Consider the following 18072-nt stretch of genomic DNA (forward strand, 5'->3'; position numbering starts at 1 on the left):
AAGGGCCTATTATTTTTGTAAGTTCATTAGTTGTGTATGAAAAGACATCAAACTGGTGTGCATGGTTTGATAGCCACCACGAATATTTTCTATGGACCGCTTTGTTTCCAAAATTAAGTTTCTAGCATTGTCCAAATGGCTTTCCAGATCTTTTTCTGTACCTAAAATTAATAATATTAAAATTAAAAAAAGAGTATATGGACTTTGGGCATCCAAAAAACGATCTTGATTTTGATCCATAGGGGCACCTCCGGTCTTTTTCTATTTTATACCAAGGTATGACTAGGTCAATGGTTTTGTGACTTACCAAATGTCCAAAGTTGTAAATAGTCTAAAACTACCCATTATTGCATAATTTCATAATAACCTACCATGAAGATAAATCACAAAAATTTGGCCCAAGGCCCACAATCCTATTTAAGACTGGAGGGGAAAAAGTGCGGATTTATCTAATTACCGGACTTAAACGAAAAATATTAAAAGTCATGAGATTCACTCTGGTTTTAACTATAATTGCTATATTATTAGTTCAATTGGTAGGCATATTGAAGGGAACCGGGGTTTACAACAGAGAGGAAATACCCAATGGCAATTCGATGAAGGTTGTAAGCCCTGTTACAGATGCTTGTGGTGAGGATGAAAGGACCCATGGCCTGGAAAATATCTTGGAGCATTTACTAAAGTATCTACAAGATAAAAAATAAAAAGGAATTATATGGTTTTTGTTGAAGTAGTCCAAACAAAATGGACTATTTTTTATGTTAAGGGGGAGGAATATGGAACGCTGGTTGGAAGAATTTATTCGTTACCTGTCAGTTGAAAGGGGTCTGGCCCAAAATACCTTAGCCTCCTACCGAATAGACCTCAGTCAGTACTTAACCCATTTAAGAAATCAAAGTGTTACTTCTCTGGACCATGCTGATAAAAATCATATTTTATCACATCTTTATAAGCTGCAAAAGGATGGCAAGGCACCTTCAACAATTTCTCGCCATTTAGCAGCATTGAAACATTTTTATCGCTTTTTGGTTTCAGATGGTTTAGTATCTGAGGATATTACTATAAGTCTAGAATCACCTAAGTTAAAGCAAAGATTACCACACGTACTTTCTGCAGAGGAAGTAGAAAACTTATTGTGTCAACCACAATTGGCTGATCCCGCTGGTTTAAGAGATAAAGCTATGCTTGAATTAATTTATGCAACAGGAATTAGAGTATCTGAGATGGTTTCATTAAATATAAATGATGTAGAGTTGGATATGGGTTATGTAAAGTGCTTTGGTAAAGGTGCAAAGGAAAGAATCATACCCCTTGGTTCAGTTGCAGCTAAATACGTCCGGGAATATTTGGCAAGATCTAGGGTCAAACTAACAAAGGGTAAAACGGAGCACCAAGCCCTTTTTGTGAATGTGCAAGGTAAAAGGTTAACTCGTCAAGGTTTCTGGAAAATTATCAAAAAGTATGCAAAGGAAGGGAAAATTAATAAAACCATAACGCCACATACGTTAAGACACTCCTTTGCTACACACTTACTAGAAAACGGGGCAGACCTAAGGGCTGTTCAAGAAATGCTTGGTCATGCTGATATATCGACCACGCAAATTTATACACATCTAACTAAACTAAGACTCAGAGAGGTTTATACTAAAGCTCATCCAAGGGCCTGAGATTATTACGAGGTGATTCTGTTGACAGAAAGAAAGGTTAGAAGAGTTACATTAATTGTACTAGATAGTGTCGGTATTGGAGAGTTACCCGATGCCGGCGATTACGGAGATAAGGGGAGTAACACCCTAGCCAATGTGGCAAAGGCGGTACAGGGAATAAATTTACCACAACTTGGTAGGTTGGGGCTTGGAAATATACATTCAATAGAGGGTGTAAAACCAACTGCCAATCCATTGGGCGCATATGGTAAAATGGCCGAAAAATCTATGGGAAAAGATACTACCACAGGGCATTGGGAACTGGCAGGTATCATTTTAGAGAAACCATTTCGAACTTATCCAAATGGTTTTCCCAGCGAAATTATTTCAGAGTTTGAAAATAAAATTCAACGCAAAATATTAGGAAATGTTGTTGCCTCTGGCACGCAAATAATAGAGGAATTAGGAAAACAGCATATGGAAACTGGTTTTCCTATCGTATATACCTCAGCAGACAGTGTCTTTCAAATAGCTGCCCATGAAGATATTATTCCAGTGGAGGAACTCTATCAAATTTGTGAAATTGCAAGGAAAATGTTAGATGGGGAACATAAAGTAGGTCGCGTCATAGCTCGTCCCTTTGTGGGTACTCCGGGTTCTTTCAAACGTACTGCCAATCGACATGATTATGCCGTGTCTCCTCAGGTACCTAATATTTTAACTGTCCTTCAGGATGCAGGTATTAAGACGATGGGAGTAGGAAAGATATTTGATATATTTGCAGGGGTTGGTATCTCCGATACCATCAAAACCAAGGATAATATGGATGGCATTGATCAAACCATTAAATTTATGAAGGATACTGAAGAGGGATTAATTTTTGCAAATTTGGTGGAATATGATTCCCTTTATGGCCATCGCAATGATCCGACGGGCTATGCCAGGGCACTGGAAGCCTTTGATCGCAGATTACCAGAAATCCTGGCAGCAATGCTGCCAGATGAGGTATTAATCATTACCGCGGATCACGGTTGTGATCCAACCACCATCAGTACCGACCATAGTAGGGAATATGTGCCATTGCTGGTTTGTGGTAAGCAGATTAAAAGTGGCGTTGACTTAGGGGTAAGGGCTTCCTTCAGTGATGTTGCGGCTACATTAGCCGATTTTTTCGGAGTAACTTTTAATGTTGGAAAAAGCTTTGCGCCCGAATTATTTAAGAATCAAGGCCTAGAAAGAAGGTAGTACAGTCATGCGAATGGTTGATATTATCCTAAAAAAAAGGCGGGGACAGGAGCTTAGCTCTGAAGAAATAGAATTTTTTGTGCAGGGTTATACCCAAGACCATATACCAGATTATCAGGCGGCAGCCTTTCTCATGGCTGCATTTTTTCAAGGCTTATCTCCCCGGGAAACAGGTGACCTCACTATTTCTATGGCCCGCTCCGGAGATCAGGCAGATCTCTCTGGAATTCCAGGGATAAAAGTAGACAAGCATAGTACTGGTGGGGTTGGAGATAAAGTTACATTGATTCTTGGCCCTTTAGTAGCTGCAGCAGGAGTACCAGTGGCTAAGATGTCAGGCCGCGGTTTAGGGCACACCGGAGGCACCATTGATAAATTGGAATCCATTCCCGGCTTTCAAGTAACCATGGACAATCAAAGCTTTTTGCATCAAGTAAAAGAAATTAAATTGGCAGTTGTGGCCCAGACTGGACATTTAGCCCCGGCAGATAAAAAATTGTATGCTTTGCGAGATGTCACTGCCACTGTAGATAGCATTCCCTTAATTGCTGCCTCAGTCATGAGCAAAAAGATAGCAGCCGGTGCAGATGCCATTGTCTTAGATGTAAAAGTGGGCAGTGGTGCCTTTATGAAAAATTCTGCAGAGGCCTTTGTCTTAGCTAGGACCATGGTCGAAATTGGTCACCATCTGGGGCGGCAAACAGTGGCCTTAGTCACGGATATGGATCAACCACTGGGCTTTGCCATAGGAAATGCTTTGGAAGTAAAGGAGGCCATAGAAACTTTACGAGGTAACGGTCCTGCTGACTTAAAAGAAATATGCATCCACTTGGGCAGTGAGATGCTTAATTTAGCAGGTATAGAAAAGGATAAATTTGCAGCCCGAAGAATGTTGGAAGATTTATTGGCAAAGGGTAGTGCATTAAAGAAATTTCAAGAATTCGTTCGGGCCCAGGGCGGCAATCCTAGTGTAGTAGATAATCCCAGCCTGTTACCCCATGCATCCCTGATACATCCAGTGACTTCGTTATTCGAAGGCTATGTGAAAGAGATCCAATCGGAACAGGTTGGCGTGGCAGCCATGTGGTTGGGGGCTGGCCGGACCACTAAGGAATCGAACATAGACCTAAGTGCGGGATTAGTGTTAAGGAAAAAAATTGGTGACTACGTACACAAAGGTGAGGTTATAGCAGAGCTGCATTATAATGACAACAAGGAAATCGCCAAGGCTTCAGATCTGCTCAGTCAGGCCTATGTTTTACAAAGTGAACCGGTCGTAGCTAAAGAAATATTGTTAGGTAAGATAACGGAGGATGACCTTTAGATATTTAGCTATTAGCCATTAGCCATTAGTCGTTAGCCAAAAGCTAAAAGCTAACCTCTTTTCCATAAACTCCCTCTATTGTTTAAAGCATATTACATGCTTAAAAGATAACAATAATAGCAGCAATGATTAGTGACTATAGGGGGAAAGGTTATGAAAAGAAAAGTAAAAAAATTTGGGACAGCATTGATCTCTTTAATCTTAGTTTTATTATTGGGCCTAGGTAACGCCTTTGCACAGCCTACAGCCCTAGAAGGATCTAAACCTAATCCTTCTAAAGAAAAGACCCCTTCTGCACAGTTGGAGACCTCTGCTGAGACTGCAGTGCTATTGGATTATAGTTCGGGGCAAGTTTTATTAGATAAGGATATGCATAAATCAAGGCCAATGGCCAGTGTAACTAAGTTAATGACTATGCTACTTATTTGTGAGGCGGAAGCCCAGGGAAAGATCAAAACCAGCGATAAGGTTATAGCCAGTGAACATGCCTGTAGTATGGGCGGATCACAAATTTTCTTAGAGCCCGGTGAAGAGTTGAGCGTAAAGGAGATGTTGATTTCCATTGCCACTGGGTCTGCCAATGATTCAAGCGTAGCCATGGCTGAATATATTGCAGGTTCCGAAGAAGAATTTGTGTCTATGATGAATGAAAAAACTAAGGAGATGGGTTTGAAAAATACTCATTTTTCTAATCCCACAGGTTTACCTATTGAGAATCATTATACCTCGGCCTATGATATGGCCCAGGTTCTTCGGGAGTGCTTGCGTTACCCATTGTTTAGGGAGGTATCATCGATCTACGAGTACGATTTGCGTGGCGGTGACTTTAAACTATGGAATACTAACAAACTATTAAAATGGTATGCTGGTGCAGATGCCGGAAAGACTGGCTGGACCAATGAAGCAAGTTACTGTCTAGCTGCATCAGCCAAACGTGATGGCCTAAGATTGGTTTCTGTTGTACTGGGTTGTCCTATGCCAAGAACTCATTTTCAAGAAACCATTAAAATTTTTAACTATGGCTTTGCCAAATATAAAGCTGTGACATTGGCTGAAGCTGGGCAAGTTGTTAAAGAAATTAAGGTTGATAAGGGTATTGAGGATAAGGTTAAAATTATGACCAAAGACTCAGTGGGAGTGGTAGTTCCCAAAGGACAGGAAAAAACTGTACAAGGTAATATAAACCTGCCGGACCAAATAGATGCACCGGTTAAAAAGGGGCAAGTAGTTGGCCAATATGTAGTAAATAAGGATGGCCAAGAAGTTTTACAGGTGGATTTGGTTGCAGCACAGGATGTTATGAAAGCTTCACCCTTGAAGTTATTAAATGATATGTTAGATCGTGTTTATAGTATGGAGTAAATTTTGACTTGTAAAAGCAGCCCTTTGAAAGGGCTGCTTTTCGACATTCATTTTGGAAAAAATTAGAAGGTAATTCTGAATCTTGGTAGAAATATGGAAAATATAACCAATTGGTAGAAAGGGGAGAGTACCACATGCACTTGGATATGGAACAACAACAGGACACCTTGTTAGTTCGTTTGGGAGGAGAAATGGATTTTGGTGTGGCTGATAAAATGCGCAAAGCTTTAGATAATGAATTAGTTGACAGGCGAGCAAAGAATTTAGTCCTCAATCTATCTCGGGTAACTTTTATTGATAGTTCAGGTTTAGGAGTGATATTAGGACGTTATAAACGTTTAGCTAATTGTGGAGGAAAAGTGATTCTAGTTGGTGCGCAGCCCCAGGTGCGTAGGATACTAGAGCTTTCTGGCCTTGTACAAATAATGGAAGAATATCCTGACGAAAGTATGGCCCTAGCGAAGATTGTTTAGAGGAGGTGATGATGGTGAAGATTCTCAACCGTTGTTCAATTGATTTTACTAGTATTCCCGAAAATGTTGGCTTTGCCAGGGTGGCCATAGCGTCCTTTGCTTCACAACTTGATTGTACGCTGCCGGAACTTGAAGAAATAAAGGTTGCAGTGTCGGAGGCCGTGGGAAATGCTATCTTACATGGCTATAGAAATAAACCGGACCATATAGTCCATGTAACGGCAACTATTTATAAAGAAGGGTTAGAGATTAAAGTATCGGATGAGGGGGTTGGTATCAGGGACATTGATCTTGCGATGCAGCCAGCTTATTCTACGGATCCAGAAAGAATGGGTCTTGGTTTTGTTTTTATGCAATCATTTAGTGACCGTATGCAGGTGGATTCCCAACCCGGGAAAGGTACAACTGTTATGATGTTTAAGCAAATTGGTTTACGTGGTGCCCGGGCCCGGGCCAATTAGCAAAGGCGGGATAGCCGTGAGTTCTTCCAGACTCCTAGAAATGAACCTTCCCCGTTTCCCTTTGTTAGGTGATAAGGAAATGAGAGATCTACTCAAAAAGGCCCAATCTGGCAATAGTGAAGCCCGGGAAAGATTAGTTAATTGTAATTTGAAATTAGTTTTTAATCTGGTACAGCGGTTTAATAACAGGGGTTATGAATTGGAGGATTTATTTCAGATTGGCTGTATTGGCTTGATGAAGGCCATTGATAAATTTGATTTAACCTATGATGTAAAGTTTTCCACCTATGCTGTACCTATGATTGTGGGTGAAATCAGACGTTTTCTAAGGGATGATAGTCCGGTTAAAGTAAGCCGTTCCCTTAAGGAAACAGCCTACAAAATTCAGCAAACCAGGGATCGCCTGACAGCAAGACTTGGCCGAGAACCTTCGATTAACGAAATTTCAGAAGAACTTGGGTTTAGCCGGGAAGATGTTGTTAATGCCCTTGAGGCAGCTCAAATGCCAACATCAATTTACGAAACGCTGCATCAGGATGACGGTGACCCCATCTATATCCTGGACCAACTCAGTGGAGAGGAAGATGGCGATGCACCATGGTTGGAAAAGCTAGCCATCAAGCAAGTACTAATTGAGTTACCGGAAAGGGATCGACAAATTTTGTTATGGAGATTTTTTGAAGATAAAACCCAGTCCGAAGTAGCACTGCGGCTTGGTCTTTCACAGGTGCAAGTCTCTCGTTTGGAACGGCAGGCCCTAAGAAAACTTAAAGAATTAATGCAACAAACAGGTAGTTAACTTAACATAAAAGTGAAGCAAGGGTACGGTTCTCCTCCTTCCCGCTGGGGAAAGCAGGAGGACCGTACCCTTGCTTCGTGTTGTTTAATTTGATCAAAGCATAAAAGATATTTTAAAACACATAATACCTAATGAAATGGCAAAATACCATTGGTTTCCCTAAAAAATAAAAAGGTGGTGTGTAATGAAATTTAATGGTTTCCTCGGACCATTTCAAGATTAGGCAAGGAAAATATAAAGATTTGGTACGTCAGGTTAGGCCAAAGCCTACTGTTTTAAAAAACAGTATTATGGCCTTTGGCGTGGGCGGTTTAGTGTGTACCTTTGGTCAGATTATTACTAATTACCTTAGTAAATTAGGATTGGATGCACAAGATGCGGGACTGGCAACATCAGCTATATTGATATTTCTGGCAGCCTTATTAACAGGCTTGGGAATCTATGATGAAATAGCAAAATACGCAGGGGCCGGCACAATTGTACCAATCACAGGTTTTGCTAATTCTATGGTTGCCCCGGCCATGGAATATCGCGGTGAAGGGATGGTTTTTGGCGTAGGTGCAAGACTATTTACGATAGCTGGCCCGGTACTTGTTTTTGGTCTTGTTGCAGCTTGGTTTGTTGGTCTAGTAACCTACATTTTTTAAACAAAATTGGGGGTGTTGAAGGATAGTGGCGTTAAAAAAACAGGGTCTACAGACCGTTGTTTTTAATAATCCGCCAGTTATTGTTGCTTCAGCCTGTATGGCAGGGCCCAAAGAAGCCCAGGGCCCACTGGGCCAAACCTTTGATAAAACTATTGAAGATTTATATTATGGTGAAAAGACTTGGGAGAAAGCTGAGCAAAAAATCTTTCAAGAAACCTTGGAGATGGCCATAAACAAGTCGGGACTAAAAGCTCAAGAAATAGATTTTTTGTTGGCAGGTGACCTCACAAATCAAATAATTGCTACGAATTTTACCGCTAGAAATATAGGTATACCATTTTTAGGTTTATATGGAGCTTGTTCAACCATGTATGAGGGCTTAGCCTTAGCCAGTATGTTAATAGACGGGGGCTATGCAGAGCACGTATTAGTAGGGGCTTCCAGTCATTATGCCACAGCAGAAAGACAATTTCGCTTTCCAACAGAGCAGGGAGTACAAAGATCAATGTCTGCTCAATGGACTGTTACTGGTGCTGGCGCCATTGTATTGGCAGCACAGGGGGAAGGACCAAGGATAACCCGTGCTACCATTGGGAAAGTTATTGATTTTGGTGAAGGTGATGCAAGTGATATGGGAGCCGCCATGGCCCCGGCTGCTGCAGACACAATAATAAGGCATCTTTTAGATACAGGCCGAACACCAGGGCACTATGACCTAATTGCCACAGGGGACCTAGGTAAATACGGCAGGGAACTGGTGGTAAGATTAGCTGAACAGCATGGCGTTAGGTTATCGGATACTTATCAGGATTGTGGGGTACTTATTTTTCATGAGAGACAGGATACCCACGCTGGAGGTAGTGGTTGTGCCTGCTCGGCTGTGGTGACCTGTGGGTTTCTACTAAATGAAATGATAGGTGGTAAATTACGTAAGTTTCTTGGCGTTGGCACAGGAGCTTTATTATCACCCTGCAGTTGCCAGCAAGGAGAAACCATACCCGGTATTGCACATGCGGTCGCCATCGAAATATAGGGGGTAATATGTTGCTGTTCAAAGCTTTTTTGGTGGGGGGAACCATATGTTTAATAGGACAGCTTCTGATGGATTTAACCAGTCATAAAGTTACCCCCGGCCACATTTTAGTTGGCTTTGTAACCACTGGAGTGATTATTAGTGCTTTGGGGTTTTACCAACCCCTTGTGGAATTTGCCGGGGCGGGTGCCACCGTACCCCTAACCGGCTTTGGACACCTGATGGCCCAGGGTGCTATCGAAGGGGCAAAAAATTTTGGCTTTTTAGGAGTTTTTAAGGGCGCATTAAGTGCTGCAGCCGGTGGGATTACTGCAGCAGTGGTATTTGGCTATCTGGCTGCCCTGGTTTTTAGACCTAAGGGGTAGGTGTTTTTAATGAATCAAAAAAGAAATGTAATTCTCGTTACTGATGGAGACCAAATTGCTCGACGAACCTTGGAAGTGGCAGCTAGAAACATAGGGGCTCGGTGTATATCTATGTCAGCAGGCAATCCCACTCGTTTGACAGGCCAGAAGTTGGTCGAATTAATTAAATCTGCTGCCCATGATCCAGTAATTGTTATGTTTGATGATAAAGGGGCAGAGGGACAAGGCTTTGGAGAAAAAGCAATGATGGAAGTGTATAACAGTCCTGAAATAAATATCTTGGGGGTTCTGGCTGTTGCATCCAACAGTGGATGCTGTGACGGTGCCAAGGTCGAGGTATCAATTACTGATTCGGGAGCAGTGGTGAAGGGGCCAGTCAATAAATTTGGCAGAACGACCAAGAGAAAAGAACTCCAGGGCGATACAGTGGAAATAGTAAATGATCTAGATGTACCGGTAGTTGTTGGTATCGGTGATATTGGAAAAATGTATGGGGCCGATGATTACCATTACGGAGCTCCTATTACTACTAGGGCATTGCAGGAAATCATAGAAAGGAGTGGTTTTAATTGGGAGCAGCTACAGTAGAAAAGGAAGCACCTAAGGTATCTCCAAACCTTGAAAGAAATATAGCTTACCTCAATAATATTTTAGGCTATGGTAAAAGCTTCGATATTGTATTGAGAAGGTTTAATGTAGCTGGTAAAGAAATCGCTATGTACTTCGTCAATGGCTTTGTCAAAGATGATGTAATGGCCTTGATTTTACGAAACTTGGATGAGTTAAAAAGACCAGATGTTACTCCAGGTAGCTTGAAAAAATTATTTAATGAGCACATCAATCACATTCAAGTTGATACTGTGGGGGAATTGGAAAAAGTCATTGACCAGGTTTTGAGCGGACCCCTAGCCCTATTAGTAGAAGGGGAAGAGCAAGCTCTGATTATTGATTTGCGGATGTATCCTTCCCGTTCACCCCAGGAACCTGATCTAGAAAAGGTAGTACGTGGTCCCCGGGATGGTTTTGTAGAAACAGTATTAATGAATACCTTATTAATTCGCCGGAGGTTAAGAGATCCTCGCTTAAGAAACGAAGTGCTCCAGATTGGTACCCGTTCTAAAACAGATGTAGTTATTTCCTACATAGAGGATATAGCAAATCCTGAGCTGGTCAAAAATATTAAAGAAAAGTTGCAGATGGTGAAAATTGATGGGATCCCTATGGCGGAAAAGGCTATACAAGAATTAATAGAGCCAGGGAAATATGGTAATTTTTTTCCCAAGGTGCGTTTTACTGAACGCCCAGATGTGGCTGTGTCACATATGTTGGAAGGCCGTGTATTGATTATGGTTGATACATCACCCAGTGTTATTATTGCTCCTTGTACCTTGTGGGACCACCTGCAAGCTGCAGAAGAGTATAGGCAAGGTCCGCCAGTTGGCGTATACATTCGTTGGGTGCGTTATGTCGGGGTTTTAGGAGCATTGTTTTTATTGCCTCTTTGGTTTCTCTTTGTCTTGCAACCGGAGTTATTGCCTCCAGCGCTAAAGTTCATTGGACCTAATGAACCAGGAAAAATTCCTATCATTATCCAGTTTTTATTGGCAGAACTAGCTATTGATATGATCAGGTTGGCCACTATTCATACACCTACTCCATTGGCCACTTCTACAGGTATTATCGCTGCAATATTAGTAGGCGATGTAGCCATCACTGTGGGTTTATTTAACGCTGAGGTTGTTATGTACACAGCCATTGCCGCAGTGGCCTCCTTTATGATTCCCAGTTATGAAATGAGTTGGGCCATTAGGATGGTAAGACTTCTTCTTTTACTGGCTACCGCTGCCTTCCGTTTACCAGGTTTGATTATTGCTACCTTAATAGTTTTCATTTATCTCATGCGAACTAAATCTGTGGGAGTTCCTTACCTTTGGCCATTAGTTCCCTTTGATTATAAGGCCATGAAGTCTGTACTGGTTCGTACGCCAGTGGAAATTCAAAATCAAAGACCCTCAATTTTTCACCCGAAAGATAAGATTCGACAGGCAGTACCTGAACCTGCTCGCAAACCTGATAAACAAGACGGTCAATCCTAATAAACAAGGGTCTATTGCACAATGGAATCGTTCTTGGGTAGATATTAATGTAAGGGAGCGACCCCCGTGTCGTTCCCTGTGGGGTGGCACATACATTATTTCTGTTAGATCGTAAAAAAGTGTCGATTACCTACTAAAGAGTAGTTTTGCGACATCTCCTTAAAGTTTAAGGGCCAGTTGGTATTCTTCTGGTGTGTTGACATTAAAAAAAATTTTATCCCAGTTATAATCGGTCTGATCATTTATGTCATAATATTTCACCTGAACTAAATCGTAGAAGGCTTTAATTCTTGATCTTTGTTGCTGTAAGGTTTGTTCAATGGCAGGGATACAATCTTTTCTATAGGCCGCGTGCAAGGGTTGGAAGTATTCGCCTTGACGGGGAACCACAGCCTGAAATTGTTCTAGGTAATCTGTTAATTTGACTGCGAATGACGGATCAAAAAAGGGCATATCACAGGCAATAAAAAATGCACCCTTTGTGGTAATATTTTTTAATCCGCTATGTATCCCGGAAAGGGGACCTCGATTGGGAAAAATATCGGGGAAAATTGGCATATAGAAGTTTAAGTATTGCTCGATATTGTTACTAATAATAATGGTTTCCTTAAAAAGAGGGTGTAGTTTGTCAATGATAATTTCGAGAATCGACTTGCCATGTATTTCTAATAGTGCTTTGTTTGTTCTCATACGACTGCTGCTGCCCCCTGCTAAAATAACCGCAGAAAATGGACAAGTATTACCCAAAAGTATGCACACCTCTCTGATTGAATATTTAAAATAGTCTATGAATACACTTAATATAAAATAATTATAATTGTGAAACATATCCCCAACGTAATTAATTTCGTCAAATAAAGAAAAAATTTAGAATAGTGAAAAAAATAACCCTTAAATCAACGCAGTAAAATAGGTAAAATATAGTCGTTTAACAATATATTTATTATTATACTTGTCCTATTGTACTTTGAAAAGCCGGTGTAAACTCTAGAAAACAGATTATTTTATGTGGCGGTTTTAAAGAAGGTATCAATACAACTATAAACCCAATGATTATTAAGTATTTAAGGACTGTGGGACAAAATAGGTTGCCAAACATGTCCTATCTTTGGCATAATAATTATAGTATGACTTATTTTATTTTTCGCATAATGTGAAACTTGTCCCACACAAAATAAATTTAGAAAGGGGGTTGAACGTCTTCTTCGAGGGAATTTTACAACCAACTCACCTGATACTTATCTTAGTTGTTGTTTTAATTATTTTTGGACCTGGCAAATTACCAGAGGTTGGTAAAGCCATGGGTAAAACTGTAAGCGAATTTAGAAGAGCTACTTCAGCAAGTTTTGAGCAAGAAGAGAAAAAAGATAAAGATGCTCCAGCTAAAGAAGAAAAGTAGCTTCAAGTGTAACCCACAATAAAGAGAGAATCCCGGTTAAACCGAGGGGGTTAAAATTACATGAGAAAAATAAGCAGGCGCGACTTTTTAAAGAATTTAGGACTAGGGACCGCTGGATTAACTTTATTGGCAAGCCCTGCAGTGGCCTCAGAGTCTCATGAAAAAATTACTGGGATGAACCTACCTTCTAAAATCAGAAAGGTAAAAGAAACCTTTACAGTTTGTGCATTCTGTGGTTGTGGCTGTGGGATTATTTTATATGCCAATAATGACAACAAGATTGTATATTGTGAAGGTGATCCAGATCACCCCATTAATGAAGGTTCCATTTGCTCAAAGGGTAATGCAATTATTGATACCTATAACACTATTGAAAAGAAAGGCAACCGTGTTATTAATAGACTTCGTATTACCAAACCTCTCTACAGAGCTCCTGGCAGTACCCAATGGGAAGAAAAAAGCTGGGATTGGGCTCTAGCTGAGATTGCCAAGCGAGTTAAAAAGACACGGGATGAATCCTTTGAGGAGAAAGATGAAAAGGGTGTTACTGTAAATAGGAATACCACCATTGCTACCTTTGGTAGTGCTTCATTGGATAATGAAGAAAACTATCTACTGCATAAAATGTTTAGATCGTGGGGGCTTATAAATATTGAGCACCACGCCCGCCTCTGACACTCCTCTACAGTAGCCGGTCTGGCTGCTTCCTTTGGACGGGGTGTTATGACCAACCACTTTATCGATTTTAAAAATACTGATGTTTTCCTGATGATAGGCTCCAACTCTGCTGAAAACCATCCACAAGCAATGAAATGGATTATGAAGGCTAAAGATAAGGGAGCCAAGCTGATTGTTGTTGATCCTAGATTAACCAAGTCTGCTGGCCTTGCAGATATTCATGCACGTCTCCGTCCCGGAACAGATATTGCTTTTATTAACGGATTAATTAACTATATAATTGAAAACAACCTATATTTTAAAGATTATGTTCTTAATTATACCAATGCCAGTTTCTTGATTAACCCTGATTATAAATTTGAAGATGGTGTATTTTCAGGACTGGTTGAAAAGGACGATAGTAAGACCTATGATACCAAGACTTGGCAGTATCAAATGGATGGGGACCCTGTAAAGGATGGTATTAGGGAAGAAGCTATCAAGAAAGATCCTACTATGCAGGATCCTAACTGTGTATTCCAAATTTTGAAAAAACATGTAGGTCGCTATGATATAAATACTGTTTCTCGTATTACGGGTACTTCCGAGGAAGTTCTGAAGAAGACCTATGCATTATTTGCCTCTACCGGCAAAGCTGATAAGGCGGGTAATGTTATCTATGCTATGGGTATTACCCAACATACCTATGGCTCCCAGAACTGTCGGGTTCTTTGTGTGCTGCAGCTTCTCTTGGGTAACATTGGTATTCCCGGTGGCGGTGTGAATGCTCAACGTGGTGAATCTAACGTACAGGGCTCCACAGACTTTGCTATGTTGAACCATCTGCTTCCTGGTTATAACCCTATGTTTTACGCTAGCAAGCACTCTACCCTGCAAGACTATATGGATAAAGATGTGCCGAAGACTAGCTTCTGGTCCAATCGTGGTAAGTTTGTCGTAAGTATGTTAAAGGCTTGGTACGGCGATAAGGCCACCAAGGATAATGAGTTTTGTTTTAACTATGTGCCTAAACATGATGGTAAAAACCGTACCCATATGGGTATTTTTGAACAGATGTCCCAGGGTAATATTAAAGGGATGATTGCCTGGGGTCAAAACCCTGCTGTAGGTGGTCCTTCTTCATTCCAAGGACGTAAAGCACTGGAAAATTTAGATTGGCTGGTGGCTGTGGATCTGTTTGAGACAGAAACCTCCGCCTTCTGGCATCGTCCAGAAGCTGATCCTGCTAAGATTAATACCGAAGTATTTTTCCTTCCCGCAGCGATGTCTTATGAAAAGGAAGGTACTGTTACTAACAGTGGGCGCTGGTTACAGTTTCGTTATAAGGCGGTCAATCCACCCGGGGAAGCCAAAAGTGATCTATGGATCGCGGATAGGCTATTTAAAGCAGTAAAAAAAGAGTATCAGAGCGGCGGTAAATACCCTGATCCAATCTTTAACATGGTTTGGAATTATGACAAACCTGGCGAAGATGAACCCAACATTGATCAAGTGGCCTTGGAAATCAATGGTTTTGAAGTTGGTTCCAATAAAGCCTTGGAGAGCTTTGGCAACCTGAAAGATGATGGATCCACAGCTTGTGGTTGTTGGGTTCATACAGGCTACTGGGCTATGGATAAGGAAGCCAATACCGTTGCTGCGAAACGCCGGATTAATAAAGATAAATCTGGCTTAGGGCTGTTTCCTCAATATGGCTTTGCCTGGCCTGCAAACCGTCGGATTGTTTATAATCGTTGCTCTGCGGACGCTGCGGGTAACCCATGGAATCCTAAAAAACCTCTCATTAAGTGGGATGCTTTGGCAGGTAAATGGGTTAATGCCGATGTACCTGACTTTAAAGCAGTTGAACCGGCAAAGGTTCCAGGTGGTCAACCAACACCAGTACCTCCTGAAAAAACTGTTTCTTTCCTTATGCAAGAAGAGGGTCGGGGACGTTTGTTTGCAGTGAAAGGAGTTAACGACGGACCTCTACCAGAACATTATGAGCCTATCGAAAGCCCTGTGCAAAATATACTCTCTAAACAGCAGACTATGCCTTTAGCTACTCGATATAAGGGTGATTTTAGTAAAATTGCCGATACAGGTAGTGACAAGTATCCCTATGTAGGTACGACCCATAGAGTAATTGAACACTATCAGAGCGGTGCCGTTACCCGTAGCTGTCCCTCCTTAGCAGAAGTTTCTGCTCATATGTTTGCCAATATCTCGCCAAAACTGGCCCGGAAGATTGGTGTAAAAACAGGTGATGATGTCATAGTTGAAACAGTACGTGGTGAAATCACCTGTAAAGTTGCAGTTTCTGGTGTCTGTGTACCTCTTAACGTAAATGGTAAAGAGGTTGAAGTAATTGGTATGCCCTGGTGCTTTGGTTATCAAGGTATTGCCACTGGAGCATCGGCCAACGATCTGACACCCAGCGTAGGCGACCCGAATACCAATATTCCGGAATATAAAGCTTTCTTGTGTAATATTAAGAAAGCCAGCAAACATTAATGAGCACTGCAAAATGGGGGTGTAATTAAATGTCTAAAGGTGTATTAGTTGATATAACTAAATGTATGGGCTGTAAGGCTTGCCAAGTAGCTTGTAAGCAGTGGAATGATTTACCCTCCAGTAATCCTACATTTAAGGACGGACTGACCAGCCCGCCGGATATGGATGGATATACTTATACCACAGTCCGTATTGAAGTAATTGAAAAAGAAAACGACTATACCATGCGTTCAGCCAAGCGACAGTGTATGCATTGTGATCATCCTGCCTGTGCATCAGCTTGCTTTGCAAAAGCGCTACAGAGGGATCCCAAGACAGGTGCCGTAGTTTATTATCCTCATCTATGCGTTGGCTGTCGTTACTGCATGTTGGCATGTCCCTTTGATATCCCTAAATATCAATGGGATAAACAATTTCCATTAATAGCAAAATGTCAATTTTGCTTTGATCCCGATGGGAAATACGATCGCCTAGGCCATGGTTTAGGACCTGCCTGTGTAGAAACCTGTCCCACAGGAGCTTTAAAATATGGTGAACGGGATGAACTGCTTAAAGAGGCTTGGCAGCGTATTAACAATGATCCAAAATATCTAAAAAAAGTTATGGGTGAAAAAGAAGCCGGTGGCACATCCTGGCTCTATATTTCCGATGTTCCCTTTGAAACCTTTGGTTTCCGTGCAAATTTGGGCACCAAGCCGTTACCAGAGTATTCCCACAACTTCCTCAAGTGGACGCCGATTATTGCCGTGGGCTGGGGTACTCTATTAACTGCCTTGTACCATTACACCAAACGGCGTGAACAGATAGCTTCGGAAAAGGATACAAATGTTCACATGTAGGCAACGGAAAAGGGTAAACCAAATGGTTATTGGGGGGGAAAATAATGTCGGCAAATAAAGGTTTGCTACAGGAAATAAAGGAATATAATTGGAAATTTACCATGACGTCCACTCGCAAAGTATTATTGTTACTGGCTGGACTTGGTATAGTTTGTATGCTATTCCGCCTTGCTGTGGGCATGGGTCCAACAACTAACCTGAATGATCAGTGGCCCTGGGGTCTTTGGATTGGTTTTGACGTACTGACCGGTGTGGCTTTGGCTGGTGGTGGTTATGGTACTGCCATTATTGTGCACGTGTTGCACCGTAACAAATATCACGCCATTGCCCGAAGTGCAATGTTAACTTCGTTACTAGGTTACTTACTAGTAATGGCTGGATTATTCATGGATATTGGTCAATGGTTTAACTTCTGGCGTCCCTTTGTTTCTTGGGGCCATACGTCAGTTTTATTTGAAGTTTTCTGGTGTGTGTCCTGCTACACCACGGTTCAGGTACTGGAATTTGGTGAAGTAGTAACGGAGAAGGTTGGTACTAAATATCATGGTATGTTCAAAAAGGCTTTGCCTGTTTTGATGATAATTGGTATTATCTTCCCGACCTTGCACCAATCCTCACTGGGTGCATTGTATCTAATTATGGTGGATAAACTTTATCCCTTGTGGTGGTCACCCTATTTGGGACTGCTATTCTTAATGTCCTCTTTCTTTGTGGGACCTGCCATGATTTGTGTGGAAACAGCCTTAGCCGGTCGGGCCTTTAAGCACGAAGTGCCCATACACGTGTTACGGGGACTAGTGCGCATTTCTGGGGTATTTATGATCCTTTACCTGGGATTAAAGTTCTTTGATCTGGCTAACAGGGGTGTATTTAACCTGATGTTTAAGGGTAATTTAGAGGGGAACTTATTCCTCCTCGAAATTATTCTAGGTGTCATAATTCCCATTTTTATTGCCTTTAGCGGACTCAGCAATACCCGGAAAGGTCTTGTTACCTTTGGGGTATTAGTTAGTGGCGGCTTGATTTTCAACCGTATGAACGTTGTCTTTACCGGTATGTCCGCGGCCATTGGCGGTTGGTACTTCCCATCTATCATGGAATGGGCAGTTAGTATTGGTCTAGTGGCCATAGGCTGCTTAGTATATTGCTTTGCTGCTGAAAACTTTAATGTATTGGATCATGAAGAGCATCATCATAAGGTGACTGCCTAAA

Annotated in this window: 19 protein-coding genes; 17 read left to right on the forward strand and 2 right to left on the reverse strand. The window is 41.5% G+C overall.

Annotated features, from left to right (window positions below; translation table 11 throughout):
- Nucleotides 1-9: 9 nt before the first annotated feature.
- Complete coding sequence (locus tag ACYQ03_RS17820; protein WP_459911310.1) at nt 10-240, reverse strand: hypothetical protein; 231 nt, start codon at nt 238-240, stop codon at nt 10-12.
- A gap of 197 nt (nt 241-437) precedes the next feature.
- On the opposite strand from ACYQ03_RS17820, the gene ACYQ03_RS17825 reads away from it, so the two are divergent.
- The 13 genes from ACYQ03_RS17825 (at nt 438) to ACYQ03_RS17885 (ending at nt 11451) form a co-directional block, all read left to right on the forward strand.
- On the forward strand, nt 438-704 hold the full coding sequence (locus ACYQ03_RS17825; RefSeq protein ID WP_459911311.1) for a hypothetical protein: 267 nt from the start codon (nt 438-440) through the stop codon (nt 702-704).
- 72 nt (nt 705-776) lie between these two features.
- The gene (xerD, locus tag ACYQ03_RS17830) at nt 777-1667 is read left to right on the forward strand and encodes a site-specific tyrosine recombinase XerD (RefSeq protein WP_459911312.1); all 891 of its coding nucleotides are present in this window, start codon (nt 777-779) and stop codon (nt 1665-1667) included.
- 21 nt (nt 1668-1688) lie between these two features.
- Nucleotides 1689-2891 carry a phosphopentomutase gene (locus ACYQ03_RS17835; RefSeq protein WP_459911313.1) on the forward strand — a complete coding sequence of 401 codons (1203 nt, stop codon included), beginning with the start codon at nt 1689-1691 and terminating at the stop codon, nt 2889-2891.
- Between the two features lie 7 nt (nt 2892-2898).
- Entirely contained in the window at nt 2899-4215 is a 1317-nt protein-coding gene (locus ACYQ03_RS17840; RefSeq protein ID WP_459911314.1) for a pyrimidine-nucleoside phosphorylase, read from the forward strand.
- A gap of 153 nt (nt 4216-4368) precedes the next feature.
- Nucleotides 4369-5577, forward strand: coding sequence for a D-alanyl-D-alanine carboxypeptidase family protein (locus ACYQ03_RS17845; protein WP_459911315.1), 1209 nt, complete (start codon nt 4369-4371; stop codon nt 5575-5577).
- Nucleotides 5578-5711: 134 nt separating this feature from the next.
- A complete protein-coding gene (spoIIAA, locus tag ACYQ03_RS17850) occupies nt 5712-6050 on the forward strand; it encodes an anti-sigma F factor antagonist (RefSeq protein WP_459911316.1) in 339 nt (112 codons plus the stop codon).
- 14 nt (nt 6051-6064) lie between these two features.
- Nucleotides 6065-6511, forward strand: a complete 447-nt coding sequence (gene spoIIAB, locus ACYQ03_RS17855) for an anti-sigma F factor (protein ID WP_459911317.1) — start codon at nt 6065-6067, stop codon at nt 6509-6511.
- Between the two features lie 16 nt (nt 6512-6527).
- A complete protein-coding gene (sigF, locus tag ACYQ03_RS17860) occupies nt 6528-7310 on the forward strand; it encodes an RNA polymerase sporulation sigma factor SigF (protein ID WP_459911318.1) in 783 nt (260 codons plus the stop codon).
- Nucleotides 7311-7504: 194 nt separating this feature from the next.
- Nucleotides 7505-7957, forward strand: a complete 453-nt coding sequence (gene spoVAC / locus ACYQ03_RS17865) for a stage V sporulation protein AC (RefSeq protein ID WP_459911319.1) — start codon at nt 7505-7507, stop codon at nt 7955-7957.
- Nucleotides 7958-7979: 22 nt separating this feature from the next.
- Complete coding sequence (spoVAD, locus tag ACYQ03_RS17870; protein WP_459911428.1) at nt 7980-8990, forward strand: stage V sporulation protein AD; 1011 nt, start codon at nt 7980-7982, stop codon at nt 8988-8990.
- 8 nt (nt 8991-8998) lie between these two features.
- On the forward strand, nt 8999-9355 hold the full coding sequence (spoVAE, locus tag ACYQ03_RS17875; RefSeq protein WP_459911320.1) for a stage V sporulation protein AE: 357 nt from the start codon (nt 8999-9001) through the stop codon (nt 9353-9355).
- A 9-nt stretch (nt 9356-9364) separates the two neighbouring features.
- Nucleotides 9365-9943, forward strand: a complete 579-nt coding sequence (gene spoVAEA, locus ACYQ03_RS17880) for a stage V sporulation protein SpoVABEA (RefSeq protein WP_459911321.1) — start codon at nt 9365-9367, stop codon at nt 9941-9943.
- The gene (locus ACYQ03_RS17885) at nt 9925-11451 is read left to right on the forward strand and encodes a spore germination protein (protein ID WP_459911322.1); all 1527 of its coding nucleotides are present in this window, start codon (nt 9925-9927) and stop codon (nt 11449-11451) included. Before spoVAEA ends, ACYQ03_RS17885 begins: the two co-directional genes overlap by 19 nt.
- 159 nt (nt 11452-11610) lie before the next feature.
- Here ACYQ03_RS17885 and mobA read toward each other — a convergent pair whose 3' ends face one another.
- Entirely contained in the window at nt 11611-12210 is a 600-nt protein-coding gene (gene mobA / locus ACYQ03_RS17890; RefSeq protein ID WP_459911429.1) for a molybdenum cofactor guanylyltransferase, read from the reverse strand.
- Between the two features lie 433 nt (nt 12211-12643).
- Here mobA and tatA point away from each other — a divergent pair, with 433 nt between their 5' ends.
- The 4 genes from tatA to nrfD are packed head-to-tail and all read left to right on the forward strand — an operon-like array spanning nt 12644 to nt 18071.
- Complete coding sequence (gene tatA, locus ACYQ03_RS17895) at nt 12644-12850, forward strand: twin-arginine translocase TatA/TatE family subunit (protein ID WP_459911323.1); 207 nt, start codon at nt 12644-12646, stop codon at nt 12848-12850.
- Between the two features lie 60 nt (nt 12851-12910).
- Nucleotides 12911-16021: a formate dehydrogenase-N subunit alpha gene (gene fdnG / locus ACYQ03_RS17900; protein WP_459911324.1), complete on the forward strand. Its 3111-nt coding sequence runs from the start codon at nt 12911-12913 to the stop codon at nt 16019-16021.
- Between the two features lie 29 nt (nt 16022-16050).
- A complete protein-coding gene (locus tag ACYQ03_RS17905) occupies nt 16051-16860 on the forward strand; it encodes a 4Fe-4S dicluster domain-containing protein (protein ID WP_459911325.1) in 810 nt (269 codons plus the stop codon).
- A 44-nt stretch (nt 16861-16904) separates the two neighbouring features.
- Nucleotides 16905-18071, forward strand: a complete 1167-nt coding sequence (nrfD, locus tag ACYQ03_RS17910; RefSeq protein WP_459911326.1) for an NrfD/PsrC family molybdoenzyme membrane anchor subunit — start codon at nt 16905-16907, stop codon at nt 18069-18071.
- The last annotated feature ends 1 nt before the right edge of the window (nt 18072 follow it).

This window comes from Desulfotomaculum defluvii, assembly GCF_054657375.1.

Bases quoted from the DNA above. Each gene is read 5' to 3' on its own strand.
- xerD (WP_459911312.1), top strand. From the start codon at position 777: ATGGAACGCTGGTTGGAAGAATTTATTCGTTACCTGTCAGTTGAAAGG.
- spoVAC (WP_459911319.1), top strand. From the start codon at position 7,505: ATGGTTTCCTCGGACCATTTCAAGATTAGGCAAGGAAAATATAAAGAT.
- ACYQ03_RS17905 (WP_459911325.1), top strand. From the start codon at position 16,051: ATGTCTAAAGGTGTATTAGTTGATATAACTAAATGTATGGGCTGTAAG.
- spoVAEA (WP_459911321.1), top strand. From the start codon at position 9,365: ATGAATCAAAAAAGAAATGTAATTCTCGTTACTGATGGAGACCAAATT.
- ACYQ03_RS17820 (WP_459911310.1), bottom strand. From the start codon at position 240: ATGGATCAAAATCAAGATCGTTTTTTGGATGCCCAAAGTCCATATACT.
- spoIIAA (WP_459911316.1), top strand. From the start codon at position 5,712: ATGCACTTGGATATGGAACAACAACAGGACACCTTGTTAGTTCGTTTG.
- ACYQ03_RS17845 (WP_459911315.1), top strand. From the start codon at position 4,369: ATGAAAAGAAAAGTAAAAAAATTTGGGACAGCATTGATCTCTTTAATC.
- ACYQ03_RS17840 (WP_459911314.1), top strand. From the start codon at position 2,899: ATGCGAATGGTTGATATTATCCTAAAAAAAAGGCGGGGACAGGAGCTT.
- spoVAE (WP_459911320.1), top strand. From the start codon at position 8,999: ATGTTGCTGTTCAAAGCTTTTTTGGTGGGGGGAACCATATGTTTAATA.
- nrfD (WP_459911326.1), top strand. From the start codon at position 16,905: ATGTCGGCAAATAAAGGTTTGCTACAGGAAATAAAGGAATATAATTGG.